Source organism: Paenibacillus sp. D51F, from assembly GCF_053345695.1.
On sequence record NZ_JBKFAO010000003.1, the window covers coordinates 500,805 to 521,726 of the forward strand.

Below are 20,922 nucleotides of genomic sequence, written 5' to 3' on the forward strand. Positions count from 1 at the left end.
AAGGAATCCAGCAGGCTCAGCTGGGTCTCGGCAAGCCCGCGGCCGGATCGGCCAAGTCGGAGCCGCGTGCCCGCATGCGGCTGGCGGCATCCGGCAGGCTGCTGCTTGCCGGCTTCAACCGGGTCTGCATGCTGCTGCTCGTGCTCGTATTCGCCATGCCGTTCGCATGGATGATCTCCACGTCGTTCAAGACGCTGCCGGAAACGATGATTTTCCCGCCCGTATGGATTCCCCGGAATTTCATCTGGGAGAATTACACGGCAGCCTGGAATACAGGACCGTTCCTGCGTTATGCATGGAACAGCATCGTCATCGCCCTCGGCATCCTTCTGCTCCAGATGCTGACGATCATTCCGGCCGCCTATGCGTTCGCCCGGTACCGGTTCGCCGGATCAAGGCTGCTGTTCGGCGTCGTGATGGTCACGCTGATGATTCCGGCGCAGCTGATCTTCCTCCCCGTCTATCTGGAGCTGAGCGCCTTCAACCTGCTCAACACGCATCTGGGCCTCATTCTGCCATTCTCCTCCAGCGCTTTCGGCATCTTCCTGCTCCGCCAAGCGTTCATGCAGATTCCCGACGAGCTGATCGAGGCGGCGCGGCTTGATCTGGCCACCGAGGGCCGGATCATCCTGCGCCTCATGGTGCCGATGGTCAAGCCGGTGCTCGTGACGTTCGCCTTGTTCAGCTTCATCGCGCATTGGAACGATTACTTCTGGCCGCTCGTCATGACGACGAACGAGACGGCCCGCACGCTGCCGCTGGCTATCGCCAAAATCCGGGAAGTAGAGGGAGTCGCGACCTGGAACGTGCTCATGGCGGGCAATCTCATCCTTGTCGCTCCGATTCTCGCGGTCTTTTTCGCCTCTCAGCGGCATATCATCCAGGCTTTTGTATATAACGGGGTCAAATGAAACGGGAGCATAGGCTTTCATGGAGCCGGCTGCCGGAACGGCTGCCCGGCTGGCTGACGGGCAGAGTGTCGAGGCTTGCCCTGCTGGCGTCATGCTCGCTGCTGCTCATCTCCGCCACGGTTCCGCAGCGCCACCCGGTGCTCGTCGTCGCCCATAGGGGAGCGTCGCACGGCGCGCCGGAAAATACGATGGCGGCCTTCGAGCTGGCCCGCCGCCATGGAGCCGACTGGCTGGAGCTCGACATCCGCCAAAGCCGGGACGGCGCGCTCGTCGTCATCCACGACGAAGCGCTGAAGCGGACGACCGGCGCGGAAGGCCGCGTGCAGGACTATGACCTCGCTGCGCTTCGGCAGCTCGATGCCGGACGCTGGTTCGGCGAGGAGTTCGCGGGGGAGCGGATTCCCGAGCTGAAGGATGTCCTGGACCGCTTCCTCGGCCGGATCGGCTTGCTCGTCGAGCTGAAGGATCCGGAGCTCTATCCCGGCATGGAAGATGAGCTGGTCCGGCTGCTTGAGCCTTATGCAGGACGCGGAGAGCTCACGCTCCAGTCCTTCGACCTCGAAGCGCTGCGGCGCGTGCACGGGCGGCTGCCGGAAATTCCGGCGGCGGCTCTCGTACGGGAGCCGGAGACGGAGACGGAGAAGCCCGCAGCTGCGGTTGAAATCGACTGGAAGGCGCTGGGGAAGGAGTTCAGCTCCGTCAATATCCAGTCGAGCCTCGCTGATGCCGCAGTCGTGAAGGACATCCACGAGGCCGGCGGCCGCGTCATGGTCTGGACGATATCGGGCCGAAGGGAAATGGAACAGGCGATCGGAAAGGGAGTTGACGGCGTCATTGCCAACGATCCTTCCTTGTAGACAAGAGAAAGAGCCCTGCGGGCGGAATGATTCCGCCGCAGGGCTCTTTCTGATTCCGGAGGGGAACCGCATCTGCGAGCCCGGCAGGCAGGCTGCGGTCAGGACTTCCTGGACCGGCTCCGCTTGCGCTTGCCGGACCCCTTGTTGACCGCTGTGCCGGCGCCTCCGACCGCGTCCTGCTGGAAGGAGCCCGGGCTAAGAGCAGCTTCTTGAATGGGAAGGAGGTTGGATAATCAAGCGTTCTTTCTATTGGAAGACGTCCCCATATTATTGAGCAGTGCAGGACAGTTCCTTGGAAGAGCCGAATTATAGAAGCGATTCCAATTTCAGGCGGATGGTTGGCTTCGACTATTCCCTATTCCGTTTTCGTGAGAAAGGATTGGAGGCCTGATTAAGCTATGAAAAATAGATCTTTTTTTCTGATTGCTATGATTCTCTTTATTGGCGGTTACAGCTGGCTTGATTATTATAACAATCATTTTTCGAATCAGAGAATCATGCAGAATATAGTAGAGGATAAGGACTATTCCGTACAAGAGGCAGCACGTATCAAGATTGATTTTTTTATCAAACCGGAATGGATTCCTCCTGAAACGGAGGAGCCGCAGAAATTGAATTTGAAAATCTCAGAGAGCCATCAAACAAATATTGTCCTTCAGCAAGTATGGAATAGAGGAGATGATATTTATTTCAGTTTCCATACTACCTATGAGCCGGATTATGATAGCGGAAATTTTCTGCATAATATGCTCATTGATAAAGAAAAAGGAACTTATACATCGGCAGGCTCTTCGAGTGATTTTCTACTAACCGACCTTACGGGAAAAGAAATAGAAGTCGGTTCAACAGGATTTGGACCAGGTTCGGATTTTGCAGTCGGCATAAATTCGGAGGAGTACCGCAAAATTGAAAAGGGATTCCATATAAGTTATTCGGGGATGATTTTGTACGCGTATTCGAGGAAATAAGCCACCTATAAGAGGTGATCGTCTTAAGTTCAACTCCATCCGGGTATCCCGCTACCCGATCTGAAAAGATGCCGAAAAGGCAGCCGAATGAACGAGGCCACTGAAAATGTGTCGCTGCAGACGGAAATCATTCTTCCGATCGCTGTTGTCCCCAGATTTCTCTGATTTCTGCCGCTTTTAACGATAGAAATCCGGGGACAAAGGCGACCACATCCGTTTCTCCAGAACGATTTCGCGCCTTACGCTACTTTTCAGTGGCCTCGAATGAACGGCTGCCTTTTTCTTGAGGATGGATTGCCTGCCAAGGATCGCATGGCTCAGCTTGAAGCTTGTTGGCCAAAACCGAGCGGCTGCGAACTCCGCTCAGGCAATCGCAGCCGCATGGCCGATGATCTTCAGAACCTTGCCGGGCTCCCAGCCGACGTTGGCCGAGAACTGCAGCTCGAGAGCTTCCCCGTCCAGGCGGCATTCAAAACCATACGTGAACGGCGTCTCCACGAGCATCAATTCAATGAGCAGCGTATCGGAATCCTTCCATGCGAAGCTGCCTTCCACGCGCTGTTCGGCGCCTTGCTTGACTTGGCCGAGGCAAATGCGGGATGCCTCCCACTTGCCGCGTCCCAAGCGGACCGCCTGATCATCGTGGCCGCTGATGCCGAGCACGAGCTCGGCGCCTTGGCCTGCGAAGCGCAGCTCAATGGTTCCGAACTCCAGCTCGTTCGGCTCCAGATGGAAGATCTTCCCTTCCAGCTGAGCTTCATTCGGGGAGGATGTCTCAGCCTGCGGCGGATCGATGCGCAGATCCTTCAGCCGCTCGGCGAGCTCAGCCTGCACCGCATCTTCCGGCTCCAAGCCGCTGCCGGACAGGGCAGGCAGCAGCTTATCCCATACGATGTCCAGCACGGCTTGCATATCGGCTACTCCGGAAGTGATGGCGAGCACCGCCTCCTGCTCCGGCATGATAACGCAATACTGGCCGAATGCGCCGTCGCCCCGGTAGGCGCCGTGACGGCAGAGCCAGAACTGATAGCCGTAGCCTTGCGTCCAGTCGTTGGCTCGGCCGTCGTCGTTGCTGATCTGGAAGCTCGTCGCCTTCTCGATCCAAGCTGCGGGCAAGATCTGCTCGCCTTCCCATTCCCCGCGCTGCAAATACAGCTGGCCGAACTTGGCGATGTCCTCGGTCGTCAAGTTCAGGCCCCAGCCGCCGGCTGCGATACCGCGCGGACATGTTTCCCATGTTCCTTCCGACAGGCCGAGCGGAGCGAACAGACGCGGCTTCAGATACGCCAGCAGGGACTGGCCGGTGACCTGCTCAACAATGGCGGCGAGCATGTAAGTGGCCGCGCTGTTGTAGGCGAAGTGCGTGCCGGGGGCGTATTCGACCGGCTCCCGCAGAAACCCTCTGACCCAGTTGTCGTCCTTCTGCACGCTGCCGGTCACGTCGGCGGCATGCCCCGTCCCCATCATGAGGAGATGCTGGATTTCCATTGCGGCGAGGTTGTCCGATACCGATTCGGGCGCTTCGTTCGGAAAGAAGCCGATGACCGGGTCGTTGACCGACAGCAGTCCTTCGGCTTCCGCGAGTCCGATCGCAATCGACGTGAAGCTTTTGCTGAGCGAGAACAGCATATGAGGGTATTCCGGCCGATACGGCGCCCACCAGCCTTCAGCGGCAACCTGTCCGCGCCTAAGCAGCATGAAGCTGTGCAGCTCCAGCTGCCGTTCCTGAACGGCATCCAGGAATCCGATGACCGCAGCGGACGGAATGCCGAGCGCTTCCGGTGTCGTTCTTGGCAGACGAACGTAATTGTCCATGTTCGATTCCTCCCCAACTGAAAATGAAAAACGAATGACGCAGAATTGAATGCGTTTTCAAATCGAGTGATCCAAGCGGTTCCGGCAAGCCTCATGCCGGGCAACGATGTCTGCATTTGCGGCGGGTCCTAGCAAGAATGGTATCGCAATTGGATAATTGTGTAAAGCGCATTTGCGGAGGAATCAGAGCCGATTCGGCATGCAGCCCGCCTATTGTCTCATAGTAGAAGCGCACAGCCGATGACACCTCCGATGGACGTCAAAAAGCGGCAGCCGGGACGATAGCGTCCTGAACTGCCGCTTATTTTCATGCAGGAATCAAGACTGCGCAGCAGCCGCCAGCCTGCCCGGCGTCTGGATATGCCGCAAGCGGACCGCGAAGCCGATCGTGGCGAACGTGAGGCCGGCGGTGATGCCGACCCAGAAGCCGTATGGACCGAGATCCGTCCATCTCGCCAAGCCGTAGCCGAGCGGTATGCCGATGATCCAGTAGGAGACGAACGCGACCACGAACGGAATCGTCACATCCTTGTACCCGCGCAGGGCTCCCTGCAGGGAAGCCTGAGAGCTGTCGGACAGCTGGAACAGGATCGCGAACAGCAGGAAGGTGACCATCATGGAGGCGACCTCCGGCTCCTGGGTGTACAGATTCGCGACCGCCGAGCGGAAGAAGTAGAGAAGGACCGCTGCGGTTCCCATCAAGCCGACAGCGAGGCTGACGCCGAGTATCGCATACTGGCGGGCATGCTTCTGCCTGCCGGCTCCGGCTTCATAGGCGACCATGATGGTGAGCGCCATGGAGATGCTGAGCGGAACCATGAACAGCAGCGACGAGAAGTTGAGCGTCGCCTGATGCGCCGCGATGGCTGCCGTGCTGAACATGCCGCCCATGAGCAGCGTGACGACCGAGAAGATGCTCGCCTCGAAGAAGGTGGACAGTCCCATGGGCACGCCGATGCCGAGCAGCTCTTTCCAAGCTTTCCAGGATGGAGCGTACCAGCGCGCGAACAGCCTGTGGATCCGCAGCGCCTCCATCCGGAACGTCATCCAGACGCTGACGCCGAACACGAACCAATAGGTGATTCCGGTCGCGTACCCGGAGCCGACACCGCCGAGCCGGGGCAGTCCGAAGTGTCCGAAGATGAGGCCGTAGTTCAGCAGGGCATTCAGCGGAATGGCGGTCAGCATGATCGCCATCGTCAGCCGGGTATAGCCTTGCGCCTCCCAGAAGTAACGGAGCACATAGCTGCCGAACAGCGGCACGAGCCCAATGGAAAGCCCGATCAGGTACTGCTTGGCGATGCGGTGCACTTCGGCGTCCAGTCCCATCAGGCCGAGCACGGGCTCGACGGCGAGGAAGCCGGCTATCGAGATAAGAATGGTCATCAGCAGCGACAAGTACAGCGACTGCACGACAGGCCGGGAAATGCCGTCCGATTGGCCGCGGCCAATCATCTGGCTGATGATCGGCGTGACGGCGAACAGGATGGAGTTCATCCCGGTCATGATCGGCATGAACAGGCTGGAGCCGACCGCGACGCCGGCCAGGTCGTTCGTGCCGGCCCGTCCGGACATCATCGTATCGAGCACGCTCATGGCCGTGTAGCTGACCTGCGTAATGACAATCGGTCCGAGAATGGTCAGGAAGAGAAGGATTTTGCCGCGAAGGGTTGGAGCATGGTGCATCATAGCGATTCGTAACCTCCGATGGAGCCTTGCGACACGGGGGCGTATGTTGCCGATGCCAACTTAACAGCCTGGTGAAAAAGTGTCTGCTCATAAAAATAGACCTGCCATGAAAAGGCAGGTCTTCGTATTGTACCACATTAATCAGGATTTGGGGCTGATCCAGTGCATGGAAGATTCCCGGGCGATGAGGCGATGCGGGACGATGGTTCTGCGCTCCTGCGGCTGCCCTTTGAGCGCGCCGACCAGCGCCTGCGCGGCCGTGAAGCCAAGCTGGTAGACGCCGATATCGACGGAGCTGACCGGCGGCGAGGATACCGGCGACATCGGGTTGTTGTTGAAGCCGAAAATAGCCATATCCTGGGGCACGTTGTAGCCGAGCTCGCTGAGCGAGCTCAGGATGCCGAACGCGACGAGATCGTCCATGACGACGAGCGCGGTCGGCCGCTCCGGAGTGCCCATGAGCATGGACATGACGCGGTAGCCGTCATCCTTGAGCTTGGAGGCTTCGATATGATACCAGTCGGGACGGGGCTCGATTCCGGCTTCTTGCATGGCGGAGCGGTAGCCTTCGAACCGGTCGGATGAGACGACCATCTCCAGCGGGCCCCCGACGAAGCCGATCCGCGTATGGCCTTGCTGCAGCAGATGCCTGGTGACGTCATAGGCGGCTTGCCGGTTTTCGTTGTCCACGGTCATGATATCGGGGAATTCGGGCGTCCGCCCGATCAGGACGAACGGGAATTTCTCTTCGTGAAGGAAGCGGACGACCGCGTCCTTGCTGCGCGATTGCAGCAGGATGATGCCGTCGACCCGCCTGCCCTTGACCAGCTTGGTCACGGCTTCGACTTCCTCGCATTCCGTCATGCCGGTCTTGAGCAGCAGATCATAGCCGGAGCGGTTCGCCTGGCTGAGAATTCCGCGCGTAACCTCCGGGAAGAAAATGTCGAGGAAGGCCTCGTCGGCATTGCGGGGAAGCAGCAATCCGATCGTCATGGTCGTCCGGGAGACGAGGTTCTTGGCCATGGCGTTCGGGTGATAGCCCAGCTCCTCCATGATTTCCTTGACCTTTTTCGATGTCGCTGCGCTTATTCTCGTGCTGCCGGATATGACCCTCGATACGGTCGAAGGCGACACTCCGGCTGCTTTGGCCACATCAATGATCGTTATGTTCATTATCTTGTCACCTGCGCAAACGTTTGTGTGAGGATCAAGCAAATTGTAAGCGTGAAGCAAAAAAAATGCAAGCTAGGTTCTTCCTGTTATTGGTGGATTGTTATCCTGCTACAGCAATTTGAAGGAAATAGAAGGAAACCTAAGAATAAGGGAGAGAAAAACCGGTTTCCCAAAGGTTTCCCAACGAAATTGCCCGAAAACAAGAGTGCAAACGTTTTTACAAGAGAATGAGGCGGCAGGTATGATGGAATCAATCCGATTGACTTGAAGCGCTTTCAAACAGGCAATCGTTCGGAAATCGGCATTTTAAAGGTAAGAAGACTCTTCTTCCGTACAAACGTTTGCGCTTTTGTAGGGAAATGCCAACGTATGAACGCCTTTTTTTGTGGAGTGCAGGAGGACGCAATCGGAATATCAACGAACCAGCTGGAAGGGGATCAGTAAAAAATGAACAGATGGCAAAAACTCGCCGCCTTCGCGACGGTATGCACCTTGTCCGTATCACTGGCCGCATGCGGCAACGGCAACGATAGCAGCAGCAATGCAGGCACGGAAACCAATACGGGAGCCGTCAACGAACCGGCAGCCAACGCTGCAGGAAACACAGGCGGAGACACGGCCGATGCTCCGGCCATCCAGCCTGAAGAGGGAGCGAGCCTTCTCGTATGGGAAAGTAAAGAAGAGAGACCCTTCACCGACGAGATCGCCAAGGAATTCACCGCGAAATACAACATTCCGGTCAAGATCGACGAAGTCGCTACGACGGATCAGGTAACCCGCCTCCAGACGGACGGTCCTACCGGCGTCGGCGCCGATGTCATCGTATTCCCGCATGACCACCTCGGCCGCGCGGTGACGGGACAAATGATCCTGCCGAACGAAGAGTTCGGTGCGGAAACGACCGCGAACAACACGGAAAACTCCATTCAAGGCGTAAGCTACGACGGCGTTCTGTACGGCTACCCGCGCGCTGCGGAAACGTATGCCCTGTACTACAATAAATCGCTCGTTCCAGAAGCTCCAAAGAGCTTCGACGACGTCATCGCCCTGGCTTCCAAGCTGAACGATCCGGCTAAAAACAAATACGCCCTCATGTGGGAAGCAGGCAATACTTACTTCAACTATCCGTTCATCGCATCCGCCGGCGGCTACCTGTTCGGCAGCAACGGCACCGACAAGGCGGATCTCGGCATGAACAACGAAGGCGCCCTGGAAGGCATGAAAGTCTACCAAAGCCTGAAGGCGATCCTGCCGATCAAAACCGGCGACGTGAACCCTGACATCAAGCGCGGCCTGTTCACCGGCGGCGACGTGGCAATGGACATCAACGGTCCTTGGGAACTGAGCACATACAAAGAAGCGCTCGGCGACAAGCTCGGCGTAGCTCCGATCCCGATGATCGCAGGCAAGCCGGCCGTATCCTTCTCCGGCATCAAAGCCTGGTACGTCAGCTCCTACAGCCAATACCCGAACGCTGCCAAGCTGTTCGCCGAGTTCGCTTCCGACAAGAAAGCCCAGCTGCTGCTGAACTCCAAGGTCGGTTCCATTCCGACGAACAAGGAAGCTCAAGCCGATCCGCAAATTACGGGCGACGAGTACGTGAGCGGCTTCATGGAGCAGTTCAAGAACTCCCAGCCGATGCCTAACATTCCGGAAATGAACAACGTGTGGTCTCCGATGGAAGCTGCGTTCACGACCGTATGGAACGACAACAAGGATCCTAAGGCTGCTCTCGACAACGCGAAAAAGCAAATCGAAGAGCTCATCGCAAGCAACGGCTAAAGCTCTCCTCGGTCACGGCCGAGGCTAAGCAGACAGACAGATATAGAAATACACAAAAGAAAGGTTCACGCCGCCCGCGCGCATCCGTGCGCGCGGAAGGCGTGAACCTTCATTTTAGGAGAAGGAGAGAAGCATGATGTCTTATCAACCGGCTGTACAAACAGAGAAGCCGCAGGCGTCTACGCGCGGAAGAATGGCAGCCCTGCTGTCTCTGCTGTGCGCGGGCCTCGGCCAGCTCTATAACCGGCAATGGATCAAGGGACTCATTCTGCTCGCCGTCGAAGCGGCAGCTGTACCGTTCTTTACGAGCAAGCTCGGCCATGCTGTCTGGGGAATCTGGACGCTGGGCGAAACCAAACGCAACATCGGCAAGAAAATCATGGGAGACAACTCGACCATCCTGCTGATCGATGGCTTGATTGTCCTCTTGCTGTTTGCACTGTTCGTGCTCATCTACGTTCTCAATATCAAAGACGCCTACAAAGTGGGTTCCCAGATCGAAGCCGGGCGCAAGCCGAACAGCTTCATCCAATCCCTTGCCTATATCCGAGACAACAAGTTCGCCGAAGCGTTCCTGGTCATTCCCGGCATCGGCGTCCTGTTCCTCACCGTCATGCCGATCATCTTCATGATCATGCTCGCCTTCACGAACTTCTCCGCGCCCAACCACCTTCCGCCGGCGAGCCTGGTCGACTGGGTGGGCTTCGACACGTTCAAGAAGCTCGTCACGCTGAAGACATGGAGCCATACGTTCTACGGCGTCTTCATCTGGACGATCATCTGGGCCGTGCTTTCGACGGTCACGACCTACTTCGGCGGCTTCCTCGTCGCGCTGATCATCCAGCAATCCGATATCAAGCTCAAGGGACTGTGGCGCACGATCCTGATTCTCCCGTACGCCATCCCGCAGATGATCTCCCTGCTCGTCATGCGCAACCTCTTCAATGGGCAGTTCGGCCCGATCAACCAATATCTCGGCTACTTCGGACTTGGCAGGGTGCCGTGGCTGACCGATCCGATGTGGGCCAAGGCGACCGTCATCATCGTCAACATGTGGGTCGGAATCCCGGTCTCCATGCTGCTGATCATGGGCATCCTGACGACCATTCCGAAGGATATGTACGAGGCCGCCGAGGTCGACGGAGCGAGCATGTGGCAGAAGTTCCGCATCGTCACGCTGCCGATGGTGCTCTTCTCGACAGGGCCGATCCTGATCACCCAGTTCGCGGGCAACATCAACAACTTCAACGCGATCTTCCTGCTTACCGACGGCAATCCGGTCAAAGGCGACTATCAGTATGCAGGCGCGACCGACCTGCTCGTCACCTGGCTCTACAAGCTGACTCTCAATCAGAACCAATACGCCTTCGCTTCGGCTATCGGCATCATCATCTTCATCCTGGTCGCGTCGATCTCCATCTATAATTACCGCAGAACCCGTTCGTTCCGGGAGGAGGACATGATCCAATGAACCGTAAAACAAGCAAAATCTTCCGGCTTTCCTTCAGCTACCTGTTTCTCGTCATTTCCTGCATATGCGTGCTTTACCCGACCGTCTGGGTCGTTCTCGCTTCCTTCCGGCCGGGCAAATCCCTGTACAGCAAAACGCTGATTCCGGAAAGATTCACCCTGGACCACTACCGGGAGCTGTTCACCTCCAAGAGCTTCCTGTTCGCGGACTGGTACATGAACACGCTCAAGATCGCGCTGATGACGATGGTGCTCGGCACTCTGCTCGTGCTGCTTACCGGCTATGCCGTCTCGCGGTTCCGTTTCAAGGGGCGCCAGAACGTGCTTTCGGTCGTCCTCGTGCTGGGCATGTTCCCGGGCTTCATGAGCCTGATCGCCCTGTACATCCTGCTCAAGTCGATGAACCTGATGGATACGCATTTCGCGCTCGTGCTCGTCTATTCCATGGGAGCCCCTATCATGGGCGCCTTCCTGGCCAAAGGATTTTTCGATACGATCCCAAGGTCGCTCGACGAGGCCGCACGGATTGACGGAGCGAACAATATCACCATCTTCTTCCGGATCATGCTGCCGCTCTCGAAGCCGATGCTGGCCTACCTGGCGCTGACGCAGTTCGTCGGTCCTTGGGTAGACTTCATCTTCGCGAAAATGGTTCTCCGCTCCCGGGAAAACTTCACGGTGGCGGTCGGCTTGTACGAGCAGATCTCTTCCATGCAGAACAGCAACTTCACGCTGTTCGCGGCTGCTTCCGTGCTGATCGCGGCTCCGATCGCCATCCTGTTCATGTTCATGCAGCGCTTCTTCGTCGACGGCCTTACCGCAGGAGCAAGCAAAGGATGAGGAGCTGGCCGAAGTGGCTTGCGGCAAGCATCCTGGCAGCATCCGTGCTGTCCGGCTGCGAATCCGGATCCGGCACGAATTCCGGAGCCGAGCCGGGGGGCAAGGGAAATACGCAGGAAAATGCGGGCGGAGCCGCAGTTGCTCCGAGCAAGTCTCCGGCTCCCTCTCCCGCTGCCTCCCCGGCTGCAGCTGCCGTAGACGAGCAGCCCTCCACGGTATGGTACGAAATCTTCGTCCGCTCGTTCTATGACAGCGACGGAGACGGCATCGGCGATCTGAACGGCGTCACCGAGAAGCTGGACTATGTGAAGGAGCTTGGAGCGGAGGGCATCTGGCTCATGCCGATCAATCCGTCTCCGAGCTACCACGGCTACGATGTGACTGACTATCGTGCCGTCAACAAGGATTACGGCTCGATGGACGATATGAAGCGCCTGCTGGACGAGGCCCACAAGCGCGGCATCAAGGTCATCATGGATCTCGTCGCGAACCACAGCAGCATCGAGAATCCGTGGTTCATCGACTCCGCCAAAGGAAAGTCCAGCAAGTACCGGGACTGGTATACATGGGCCGAGGACAAAGGCATCGAGAATCCGGCAGCGGTGAGCGCGACCAACGGCCAAGCCTGGCACGAGAAGAACGGCAGCCATTATCTGGGCGTATTCTGGGAAGGCATGCCTGACCTGAACTACGACAATCCCGATGTGCGCGCCGAGATGATCTCGATCGCCGACTTCTGGCTCAGCGCAGGCGTGGACGGCTTCCGCATCGACGCGGCCAAGCATATCTACGATGACTTCAACACCTCCAAGTCCGATCCGCAGACAGAGGCGAAGAACAAGAAGTGGTGGCAGGAATTCCGGACGGGCATCATGGAGAAGCACCCGGACGCCTATCTCATCAGCGAGGTGTGGGACGGTCCGGGGACGATCGCCCCTTATCTCGATCATGCCTTCGATTCGTCCTTCAACTTCAACTTGAACGACTCCATCCGCAGCGCGGTCGCCGCCGAGCGCGCGCCGGACATCGCCGGCAGCCTGGAGCGTGTCTACAAGGCGTACGGAAAAAGCTCGGGCGGCTCCTTCGTGGACGGCCTGTTCATCGGCAACCACGACTTCGACCGGCTGGCTAGCGTGGCCGGCAGTCCGGAGCATGCACGCTTGGCTGCGCAGATCGAGCTGACGCTGCCGGGCAGCCCGTTCGTCTACTACGGCGACGAGCTCGGCATGAAAGGCGCCGGGCGGGATGAATTCAAGCGGCTCCCGATGCGCTGGCATTCGGCCGGCAGCGGCAAGGGCCAGACGGCCTGGCAGAAGGATCTGGCTAACCCTGCCTCCTCGGGCGTCACGGTCGAGGAGCAGGAGAACGATCCTTCCTCGCTGCTGAGCCTGTACAAGACGCTGATCGAGTGGCGTGTCGCCGAGCCCGCTCTGCGGGATGGCGGCATTGCTCCTTCGACCGTAAAGGGTGACGGCATCGAAGCCTACGAGCGTCTGACCGCCAAGGATCGCGTGCTCGTCGTCCACAACCTGAAGGGCACCGCCCGGAAGGTGCAGCTGGACGAGGCGACGGCAGCGGCCTTTGCCGCCGTCGCTCACGCGACCTCGCCGGAGAGCAAGCTGTCCGGAGGTTCGCTTGAGTTGGCGCCTTACAGCACCGTCGTGCTGAAATGAATAAATTCGCTTTATATCAATGATCATGCCAGCATAGGCACAGACAGGACCGCAGGCGCTTGGCGCCCGCGGTCCTGCCCGTATTTGCCGATCATGGGACAATAAGGTACAATTAGGCATTCAGGCCGGTCCTTTCATCGCCCAATCGCAGCCTCATCGCGCGGTTGGCGTCCGGCATCAATCCATTTTGGAAGGCTCAGGTGACAGGCATGCTCGAAGTTAAAACCTCGCCGATCAGCGGGGGAGAATTCCGGCGGGGCGTATTCGCCACGCAGGATATCAAGAAGGGCGAGCTGATCCATGTCGCGCCCGTCATTCCCTATCCCAATGAAGATCACGAGCATATCGAAAAAACGATCCTCGATGATTATGTCTATAACTACGGCGCCAACCATACGGCGATTCTGCTCGGATACGGCAGCCTGTTCAATCACTCGTATACGCCCAACGCCACGTATGATATCAACTTCGACACCCACAGCTTCGATTTCTTCGCCTATACGGACATCAAGGCCGGCGAGGAAGTATTCATCAACTACAATGGCGAAGAGGACAACATGGACCCGCTCTGGTTCATGGAAGAGGATGAGGAAGGCGAAGAGGACGACAAAGAAGCGAAATAATGCCGTGAAGAACCCTCCGCTCGAAATAACGGTTTAGGAAAGACTTATCGTATCCCTGGAAATGGTGCACGGCAGGCGTAACATCGCCGCTTTGCGCCTTTTCGGCTTGCGTTTTGGTCACCGGCAGAGAACGAGGTCGATCTTCGGAATTTCTAATCCATTATTTAACAATATGTTTCTATTTACGCATCTACTACTTTAGAACTTGATTTCATTGAAATTGATTTTTTGGTCCTATTAACATTATTAGTAAAAAAATTTATGTTGAGAGAGGAACATAGAAGGCCGCTGCGGCGTCAAAGAGAACGGACTAAGCCGGCGAGCCGAAGAAGGGAGTCGAAAGATGCCCATCGCCGTGGTCACAGACCGATTCGAGAAGGGACAGTTTTTGTGCCGATTGTTTCGCGAAGCCGTCTGCATGCTTTATTCGGCCAGCAAGCTGCTGGAGGAAGGAGAGTACACCCTTGTCATTTTCGTCGTAGACCGTATGGGAGAGGAGGAATGGAGTCATCTCAAGAGTTTGCTGGAGCTTGGCATCGAAACCTACCTGATGGTTCCTGAGCCGCTGTCCGACGAAGTAGCCGCCATGGCCCATGTTGCGGGAGTCAGACAAATTCTTCATCAGCCGCCCCCCGACTATCCGCCGTTGCCAGAGGAGGATCGCTCTGCATTTGAATGGGCGGGCGAGTCCTCGGCTTCGTTTGCCGGCGGTGTCATGGATGTAGGCTGCGGAATGATTTTTCATCCCGAACAGTGCTGGGTAGGCGATGGAAAGGAAACCCGGGTGGAGCTCTCCGAGAAGGAAGCCTGCCTGCTTGCGTACTTCATTCGGCATGAAGGAAAGCTTATTACCAAGCATGCTCTTGCCGCCGAGCTGTGGGGCGGATTTATTCAGCCGAGCGGGGTCTTGAAGCTCATCAAGCGTTTGAAAATCAAGCTCGGTCCGGCAAGCGTCACGATCTCATCACGCAGAGCGGGAGGTTGTTTGTACACCAGGGAACCATCCGATCCAGGAGGCATTGCCCAACTTTAAGCCATGGAGGGTTAAGGATGAATTCGAAAAAGAAACGTTTGGCAGCGATGCTGGCAGCTTTTAGTGTGTGCGCCTCTATTGCGGGTCAAACAATGGCTGCTGAAGCCGGTTTTACGGATGTGAAGAAAAGCTCTTGGGCTTATGACAGCATTCAGAAAGCAGTCGCAGATGGAATCGTAACCGGTTATCCCGATCATTCCTTTCACCCTGCCCAGAGCGTCACGCAGAGCGAGTGGCTGGCTATGCTGGAGCGGGCTTATCAGCCGGAGGATTTCAATCCATCCGGCTCTGGCTCTCCGTGGGATGCCGCTTATGCAGCCTATGCCAAAGGCAAGGGGTGGAAGCTGCTCTCGAAAGGAGGCGTCTTGAGCCGCGGGCAGGCAGCAAGCCTGGCGGTCAACGCGTCCGGCAGGAACTATAACGAAGACGACTCCGTGCAATACCTGCTCGACACCGATCTGGCCAGCGGCCAGACCCGGAAAACGGTAGCCGGTTACGGCAAAGAGAAGCCTTTGACGCGGGCGGAGGCAGTCACGTTCATCCAGCGACTGAAGGAGAAGCTGCCGGAGCTGAAAGCGGCGCCGGAGGACAAGCAAAGCTATGATCGCAGCGAAAACGTGTTTGTCTATCGAAACGAGAAATACAAGTTCACTCTGGCGATGCCGCTGAGCTGGAAAAATTCATTTGAGGTCGAAAAGGATTCTGAAAAGGATATCTTATACTTTACTAGAGTGCCTAAAAGCCGTTTTGGAGGAATTGTTTTCGCCATCTCCACAAGGCCGAAAGAAGATTGGGAAGCCAACAAAGAAAATGTTGTCGGCGAATATCCCAATCTCCATGTTCTTGGCGAGCTGGAGGGTAAGGTATATGTCTTTGCGCCTCCAACGGATGTGGAGTGGGATCCAGAGGATAAGACAGAAACGGATGCCTATCAAAAAATGGCCAAGGAAGCTTTCCGTTTCTGGTCGACATTTGAGTTTATCAAATAGGCTGCAGGCGGGCGTACGGACCAAGGGGGAGGCTTTTCGCCTCCCCCTTGGTCCGTTTTCGCTTAGGAATTGAAAACGTAGAATTCATATGCAGAAGTTGAGAAAGTGGCGAAAGAGTGCTTTAACCGATCCGTCGTGTGGGCGCTGTAAGTCATGGTTGTCCCGTCATTGGCGACAACCATCATGACATGGGAGTTGCCTTGTTGAATATCATTGATGATCCCTCCAGCCGCAGTGGTCGTTTTTGTCGCTTTTTTGAAATACCCCTTGGTTCCGACCATGTAATCCATAAGTCCGTCATCTCTGTTTTGACCCGTATTTATCCACGCGATCGTGTAAGGCTTCCAAGTCGTATCGGTCGGGATACCGCCCGCTTTCAGCGCTTGCGAGACGAAGTTGGCGCAGTCGTTGTCGTAATACGTTCCGTACTCTTTGGTATTGTATTTAGTCGGATCAGGATCTCCAGGCGATCTTTCGGATGTCCATTTGTTGGCGTAATCCCGGGCGGCTAGACGGTCGTAGGTGACGGCCGCTGCGGCTGCCGAGGGCTTGACGGAGATGGAATCCGAGGCGGCTGCGGATAAATCCTGTTCTCCGCTCAGCGCAAGTGCGGATGGCGATGCCGGCACGAATGCAGACGCTGGAATCCAATCCTCCACGTTCTGGAATTCCAGCTTCAACGTGGAAGCTTCAATTGCCCCGTCTTTTACTTGAGCCGTGAGCAGGAAGGAATCGTTTTGCTCCTGCTTGGCGCCGATATATTCCTGAAATTCCTTTTTTCTCTTTTCCACGTAGCTCTCTGCTTGGGCGGCTTTCCGGTCTTTGGACAGCTTGAGCGTTTCCGCTCCCTTCATGAGGCCCTGAACGTAGGGAATTTCCTCTACAGACTTTGATCTCAGCGTTTTAACCAGATGAATGTCGATTTGGGCGCGGAGCATTCCATCCGTGATGCTGAACGACTTGGCATTGGAATCGTAGGCGTCGATGGTGTAATAGGGGGCGTAGGCTTTCTGCACGTAATCTTGCACCGTCTGGGCGGCCGCTGCCTGAAGAGCGGTATCGGGGCTGGCGTCCGGCGCAGCCATCGCCATAGGGACGGAGCTGACAAAAAGGCCGACAACAAGGGAGAGCATGCCTGTCCGATAGAATTTCAAACTAAAACCTCCTTAGGAGAATAATTACAACTTAATTATATAATAAGGAATAAAATGTAAGTATATAGGGTTTAAGGACGAACCATGCCCTGAGTATGGCTCAAGCATGGACAAAGCGTCACCGGCTGATGTAAAAAGACTTTCTCTGACATCCTTCGGGAAAGGTTTTCACTATGCGCTTCCTGCTTTGGCTTCATTTTTATGATAGAGTTCCCGGGTTCTCTTGGAACTTTCCGAGCGCTAAAAGGCGTCCCGCTTTCGTCATCATGACGGAACGGGACGCCTAAAGCTTATGGGATTCGCCGGATGCGGGCATACAAGGCAAGTGCAGGCATGAGCAGCTGCGATCAGCCTTTTATCGCCTCATGCCGCGATTGGATATCGTTTTCGCGCTGGGGACAGAACTGAGGACAGATGTGGCTTTTTGCATGAGGAACACCTCCGGATATAGTACCTTCATTGTATAGCGGCTCTGCTTCCAGGGCGGGCAATATCGGCTTAAAACATGGCCAAAACAAAAAGGACTTCCCCACGGTATGATGGGGAAGTCCTTGGCAGTGCCTACAAGCCGATGACGACCGGGTTCGTATGCGGCGCCGAGCGCAGCAGCGCGAAGCCGTGCGCAGGCAGCTCGATCTTCAGCTTGCCGGCTGCTGCGGCAAGGGCCGTGCTTCCCAGAAGCTCGGACCATTGGCCTTGCTGCACAGGCAGCAGGACAGAAGCGGCTTCATCGCCCGAGTTGACCGCGATCAGGAAGTGGTCATGCTCATCCTTGCGCTCGATGACGAGCAGGTCGTCGCCTGCGGCCGCATGGACGAAGCAGAGCGTTCCGCCGCTGCGGAGCGCGCGATGCTCCTTGCGGATGGCGATCAGCTGCTGGAAGTGGCGGAACAGGTCGCGGTCCTGCTTGTCCTCGTCCCATTCCATGCATTTGCGGCAATCCGGGTCGCCGTCGCCGTCCAGGCCGACTTCGTCGCCGTAGTAGATGCAAGGCGCGCCGGGGAAGACGAACTGGAGCAGGGTGGCGAGCTTCATCCGTTCCTTGCTGCCGCCGCATAGCGTGAGCAGGCGCTCGGTATCATGGCTGTCGAGCAGGTTGAATGCGGCTTCATTGGCCTGATCCGGATAGCTGGCGAACAGCTCGCCGATCTTGTGGGCGAATACTTGCCCGTCGATTTCGCCTTTGGCGGCGTAGTCCACGACGAGCTTGGTGAGCGGGTAGTTCATGACGGCGTCGAACTGGTCGCCCTGCAGCCAAGGCAAGGAGTCGTGGAAAATCTCGCCGAGGATGTAGGCATCCGGATTGACGGCCTTGATCGTCTTGCGGAAGTCGCGCCAGAAGTGCATGTCGACTTCGTTGGCGACGTCCAGCCGCCAGCCGTCGATGCCGATTTCCTCGATCCAGTATTTGGCCGCGCCGAGCAGATACTCCTTCACTTCAGGATGCTCCGTGTTCAGCTTCGGCATGAGCGGCTCGAAGGCGAACGTCTCATAGGTCGGCAGTCCGTCCTTGACCGCGATCGGCCATTCCATGACGTGGAACCAGTCCGCGTACTTGGATTTTTCGCCGTTCTTCTGCACATCCTTGAAAGGCAGGAATTCCTTGCCGCTATGGTTGAATACGGCGTCGAGCATGACGCGGATGCCGCGCTCATGGCAGGCGTCGACCAGCTGCTTGAGCAGCTCGTTCGTGCCGAAGTGGGAATCGACCTTCATGTAGTCGGAAGTATCGTATTTATGGTTCGTCGTCGCCTGGAACAACGGGTTGAAGTAAATGGCCGTGATGCCGAGCTCCTGGAGATGGTCGAGATGATCGAGGATGCCCTGCAGGTCGCCGCCGAAGAAATTGTCCGGCTTCGGTACGCCGCCCCAAGGCAGCACGCCTTCCGGATCGTTGGAGGTGTCGCCGTTGGCGAAGCGCTCCGGGAAGATCTGGTAGAAGACGGCGTCCTTCACCCATGCAGGCGGCGTGTAGACGTCGACAGCGTTCAAATAAGGGAAGTCGAACATGCCGTTCGGATCCAGCGGCTCATCCTCGCGGAAGCCCTTTTCTTCGAAGTACAGTTCTTCGCTCGCAGAGCGAAGCAGGAAAGCGTAGCGTAGACGGCGCAGGGAAGGCTGGACCTCGCCCTGCCAGTAATCGAAGCGGTCGTCGCTCGGAAGCTTTTTCATGACGAGGCGGGAGACGGTGCGGTCCCAGGCGTATTTGTCGCCATGGATGAGAATGACCTCGTCCATGTCGTCTTTCTTGGTGCGCAGGCGGATATGGATCGTGCGGGTGTCGTAGCCATAAGCCCAGTTGGCCTTCGGGCGGTGGAGAATGGACTCAAGATTCATGCGGCGCAAGCCTCCCTAGAGATGGCAAAAACAAGTCACATGCAAAAAAGGCACAACCGGGCGCGAAGATTGCTCGCGAGGTTGTACCTTACTTTTTCAGCGGGTAACATTGCCTTTGTCTTTTTACCGATTATACCTTATCAGCGGCTTTGTTGACAATACGAATGCCGCTTCTTAGGCGGTTTTTCGATTGTGCCCGTCATTTCGGGCTTCTTCTGCCGGAGCGGTTTCCGTAATGGTCTCCGGAGCGGTCTCCGGCGCAGACTCGGCGCGCTGGCGCTCGGCTGCATGCCCCGCCTTGTTGAGCAGGTTCCACGGATGGTTGTAATGCGGCTGGAAGAAGAAGTCGGCATACGCGAGATCCTCGGCCGTCATCCGGTTTTGGATGCATACCGACAACGTATTGGCGGCTTGGGTAAGATCGGCCTTCGACATGACCTGTGCCCCCAGTATGCGTCCCGAGTCCGATTCATATACAAGCTTGAGCAGGACATCCTCATAATCGGGCATGAATTCGGGGCGGCTGGCTTCCCGGACTGTGACGGCGGCCGCGACGATTCCCGCAGCCTTGGCGGCTTCCTCGGTCATGCCGGTCGAGGCGATGTTGAGATCGAACAGCTTGATGCCCGACGTGCCCTGAGTGCCCCGGTAGCGGACGAGCGGCTCCAGCAGGTTTTTGCCGACCAGCGTTCCCATCCGCACCGCGTTGGTAGCCAGCGGGATGTACGCCTGCTTGCCCGTAGGATTGTAGCGCACGGCGCAGCTGTCGCCTGCGGCCAGCACGTCAGGGTTGCTCGTGCGCATGTAATCGTCGACGAGAATGGCGCCGTTGTCCAGCATGTCGATCTGCCCCTTCAGCAGATCCGTGCCTGGGCGGAACCCGATGCAGAGCACGACGAGATCGGCCTCGTAGCTGCCGCCGGCCGTCATCACCCGCTGCACGCGGCCGTCCTCTCCCTCGAAGCCCGTCACCATCTCGCCCAGGGCGGTGCGGATGCCGTGGCCCGCCAGCTCCTCCTCGGCCAGCGTCGTGAACTCGGCATCCAGATACTTGGCCATGACGCGGTCCATATTGTCGAGCAGGACGACTTCCTTGCCGAGCTCCCGGAACGCTTCGGCGAGCTCGATGCCGATGTAGCCCGCTCCGATGACGGCTACCCGGCGCGCATCCTTCGAGCGCGAGATGATTTCCTTGGCGTGGAAATAGTTTTTGCACAGCTGGATGTTGTCGAGGCCGATTCCTTCCATTCGGGGAACGACCGGCCACGAGCCGGTCGTGACGACCAGCTTGTCGTAGCTGTCGCGGAACTCCTCTCCCGTCTCGAGGCTGCGGACGGTGAGCGTCTTGGCCTCCGTGTCTACCTGCATGACCTCATGCAGCATGCGGGTCGTGACGCCGAGCTCCGCGAGCTGCTGCGGCCGGCTGTAGAACAAGCTGTCGGGATCCTTCACGACGCCGCCCACATGGAGGGCGATGCCGCAGGACAAGAACGAGATGTTGTCATTGCGTTCGTATACGGTGATGTCGGCCTGAGGGTGCTCGGCGGCGATCGTCTTGACTGCGGCGGTGCCAGCATGCGTACATCCAATAACGGCTATTTTCATCGT

At 57.3% G+C, this 20,922-nt stretch carries 16 protein-coding genes; 10 read left to right on the top strand and 6 right to left on the bottom strand.

The window, feature by feature from the left end; all coding sequences use genetic code 11:
• Positions 1–74 precede the first annotated feature (74 nt).
• The 3 genes from ACLBWT_RS08865 (at position 75) to ACLBWT_RS08875 (ending at position 2,736) form a co-directional block, all read left to right on the top strand.
• Positions 75–911: a carbohydrate ABC transporter permease gene (locus tag ACLBWT_RS08865; protein WP_447662752.1), complete on the top strand. Its 837-nt coding sequence runs from the start codon at positions 75–77 to the stop codon at positions 909–911.
• Positions 908–1,768: a glycerophosphodiester phosphodiesterase gene (locus tag ACLBWT_RS08870; protein ID WP_447662690.1), complete on the top strand. Its 861-nt coding sequence runs from the start codon at positions 908–910 to the stop codon at positions 1,766–1,768. Before ACLBWT_RS08865 ends, ACLBWT_RS08870 begins: the two co-directional genes overlap by 4 nt.
• Positions 1,769–2,166: 398 nt before the next feature.
• Positions 2,167–2,736, top strand: coding sequence for a hypothetical protein (locus ACLBWT_RS08875; RefSeq protein WP_447662691.1), 570 nt, complete (start codon positions 2,167–2,169; stop codon positions 2,734–2,736).
• Positions 2,737–3,099: 363 nt separating this feature from the next.
• Here ACLBWT_RS08875 and ACLBWT_RS08880 read toward each other — a convergent pair whose 3' ends face one another.
• The 3 genes from ACLBWT_RS08880 to ACLBWT_RS08890 all read right to left on the bottom strand — a co-directional run bounded on the left by ACLBWT_RS08880 (position 3,100) and on the right by ACLBWT_RS08890 (position 7,413).
• Positions 3,100–4,551, bottom strand: a complete 1,452-nt coding sequence (locus ACLBWT_RS08880; RefSeq protein ID WP_447662692.1) for a serine hydrolase domain-containing protein — start codon at positions 4,549–4,551, stop codon at positions 3,100–3,102.
• 318 nt (positions 4,552–4,869) lie between these two features.
• Positions 4,870–6,240: an MATE family efflux transporter gene (locus tag ACLBWT_RS08885; RefSeq protein WP_447662693.1), complete on the bottom strand. Its 1,371-nt coding sequence runs from the start codon at positions 6,238–6,240 to the stop codon at positions 4,870–4,872.
• 141 nt (positions 6,241–6,381) lie between these two features.
• The gene (locus ACLBWT_RS08890) at positions 6,382–7,413 is read right to left on the bottom strand and encodes a LacI family DNA-binding transcriptional regulator (protein ID WP_447662694.1); all 1,032 of its coding nucleotides are present in this window, start codon (positions 7,411–7,413) and stop codon (positions 6,382–6,384) included.
• Positions 7,414–7,860: 447 nt separating this feature from the next.
• On the opposite strand from ACLBWT_RS08890, the gene ACLBWT_RS08895 reads away from it, so the two are divergent.
• The 7 genes from ACLBWT_RS08895 to ACLBWT_RS08925 all read left to right on the top strand — a co-directional run bounded on the left by ACLBWT_RS08895 (position 7,861) and on the right by ACLBWT_RS08925 (position 15,823).
• Positions 7,861–9,195, top strand: coding sequence for a sugar ABC transporter substrate-binding protein (locus ACLBWT_RS08895; RefSeq protein ID WP_447662695.1), 1,335 nt, complete (start codon positions 7,861–7,863; stop codon positions 9,193–9,195).
• A 136-nt stretch (positions 9,196–9,331) separates the two neighbouring features.
• Entirely contained in the window at positions 9,332–10,666 is a 1,335-nt protein-coding gene (locus ACLBWT_RS08900; RefSeq protein WP_447662753.1) for a carbohydrate ABC transporter permease, read from the top strand.
• On the top strand, positions 10,663–11,505 hold the full coding sequence (locus ACLBWT_RS08905) for a sugar ABC transporter permease (RefSeq protein ID WP_447662696.1): 843 nt from the start codon (positions 10,663–10,665) through the stop codon (positions 11,503–11,505). The genes ACLBWT_RS08900 and ACLBWT_RS08905 overlap by 4 nt, the downstream gene beginning before the upstream one ends.
• The gene (locus ACLBWT_RS08910) at positions 11,502–13,178 is read left to right on the top strand and encodes an alpha-amylase family glycosyl hydrolase (protein WP_447662697.1); all 1,677 of its coding nucleotides are present in this window, start codon (positions 11,502–11,504) and stop codon (positions 13,176–13,178) included. Before ACLBWT_RS08905 ends, ACLBWT_RS08910 begins: the two co-directional genes overlap by 4 nt.
• Positions 13,179–13,387: 209 nt before the next feature.
• Complete coding sequence (locus ACLBWT_RS08915; RefSeq protein ID WP_447662698.1) at positions 13,388–13,801, top strand: SET domain-containing protein; 414 nt, start codon at positions 13,388–13,390, stop codon at positions 13,799–13,801.
• Positions 13,802–14,144: 343 nt separating this feature from the next.
• Positions 14,145–14,834, top strand: a complete 690-nt coding sequence (locus ACLBWT_RS08920) for a winged helix-turn-helix domain-containing protein (RefSeq protein WP_447662699.1) — start codon at positions 14,145–14,147, stop codon at positions 14,832–14,834.
• Positions 14,835–14,851: 17 nt separating this feature from the next.
• A complete protein-coding gene (locus ACLBWT_RS08925; RefSeq protein ID WP_447662700.1) occupies positions 14,852–15,823 on the top strand; it encodes an S-layer homology domain-containing protein in 972 nt (323 codons plus the stop codon).
• A gap of 62 nt (positions 15,824–15,885) precedes the next feature.
• Here the strand turns inward: ACLBWT_RS08925 and ACLBWT_RS08930 are convergent, their stop codons facing one another.
• The 3 genes from ACLBWT_RS08930 to ACLBWT_RS08940 form a co-directional block, all read right to left on the bottom strand.
• The gene (locus ACLBWT_RS08930) at positions 15,886–16,977 is read right to left on the bottom strand and encodes an amidase domain-containing protein (RefSeq protein ID WP_447662701.1); all 1,092 of its coding nucleotides are present in this window, start codon (positions 16,975–16,977) and stop codon (positions 15,886–15,888) included.
• Between the two features lie 561 nt (positions 16,978–17,538).
• Positions 17,539–19,314 carry an alpha-glycosidase gene (locus ACLBWT_RS08935; protein ID WP_447662702.1) on the bottom strand — a complete coding sequence of 592 codons (1,776 nt, stop codon included), beginning with the start codon at positions 19,312–19,314 and terminating at the stop codon, positions 17,539–17,541.
• Between the two features lie 174 nt (positions 19,315–19,488).
• Complete coding sequence (locus ACLBWT_RS08940) at positions 19,489–20,919, bottom strand: FAD-dependent oxidoreductase (protein WP_447662703.1); 1,431 nt, start codon at positions 20,917–20,919, stop codon at positions 19,489–19,491.
• Positions 20,920–20,922: the final 3 nt, after the last annotated feature.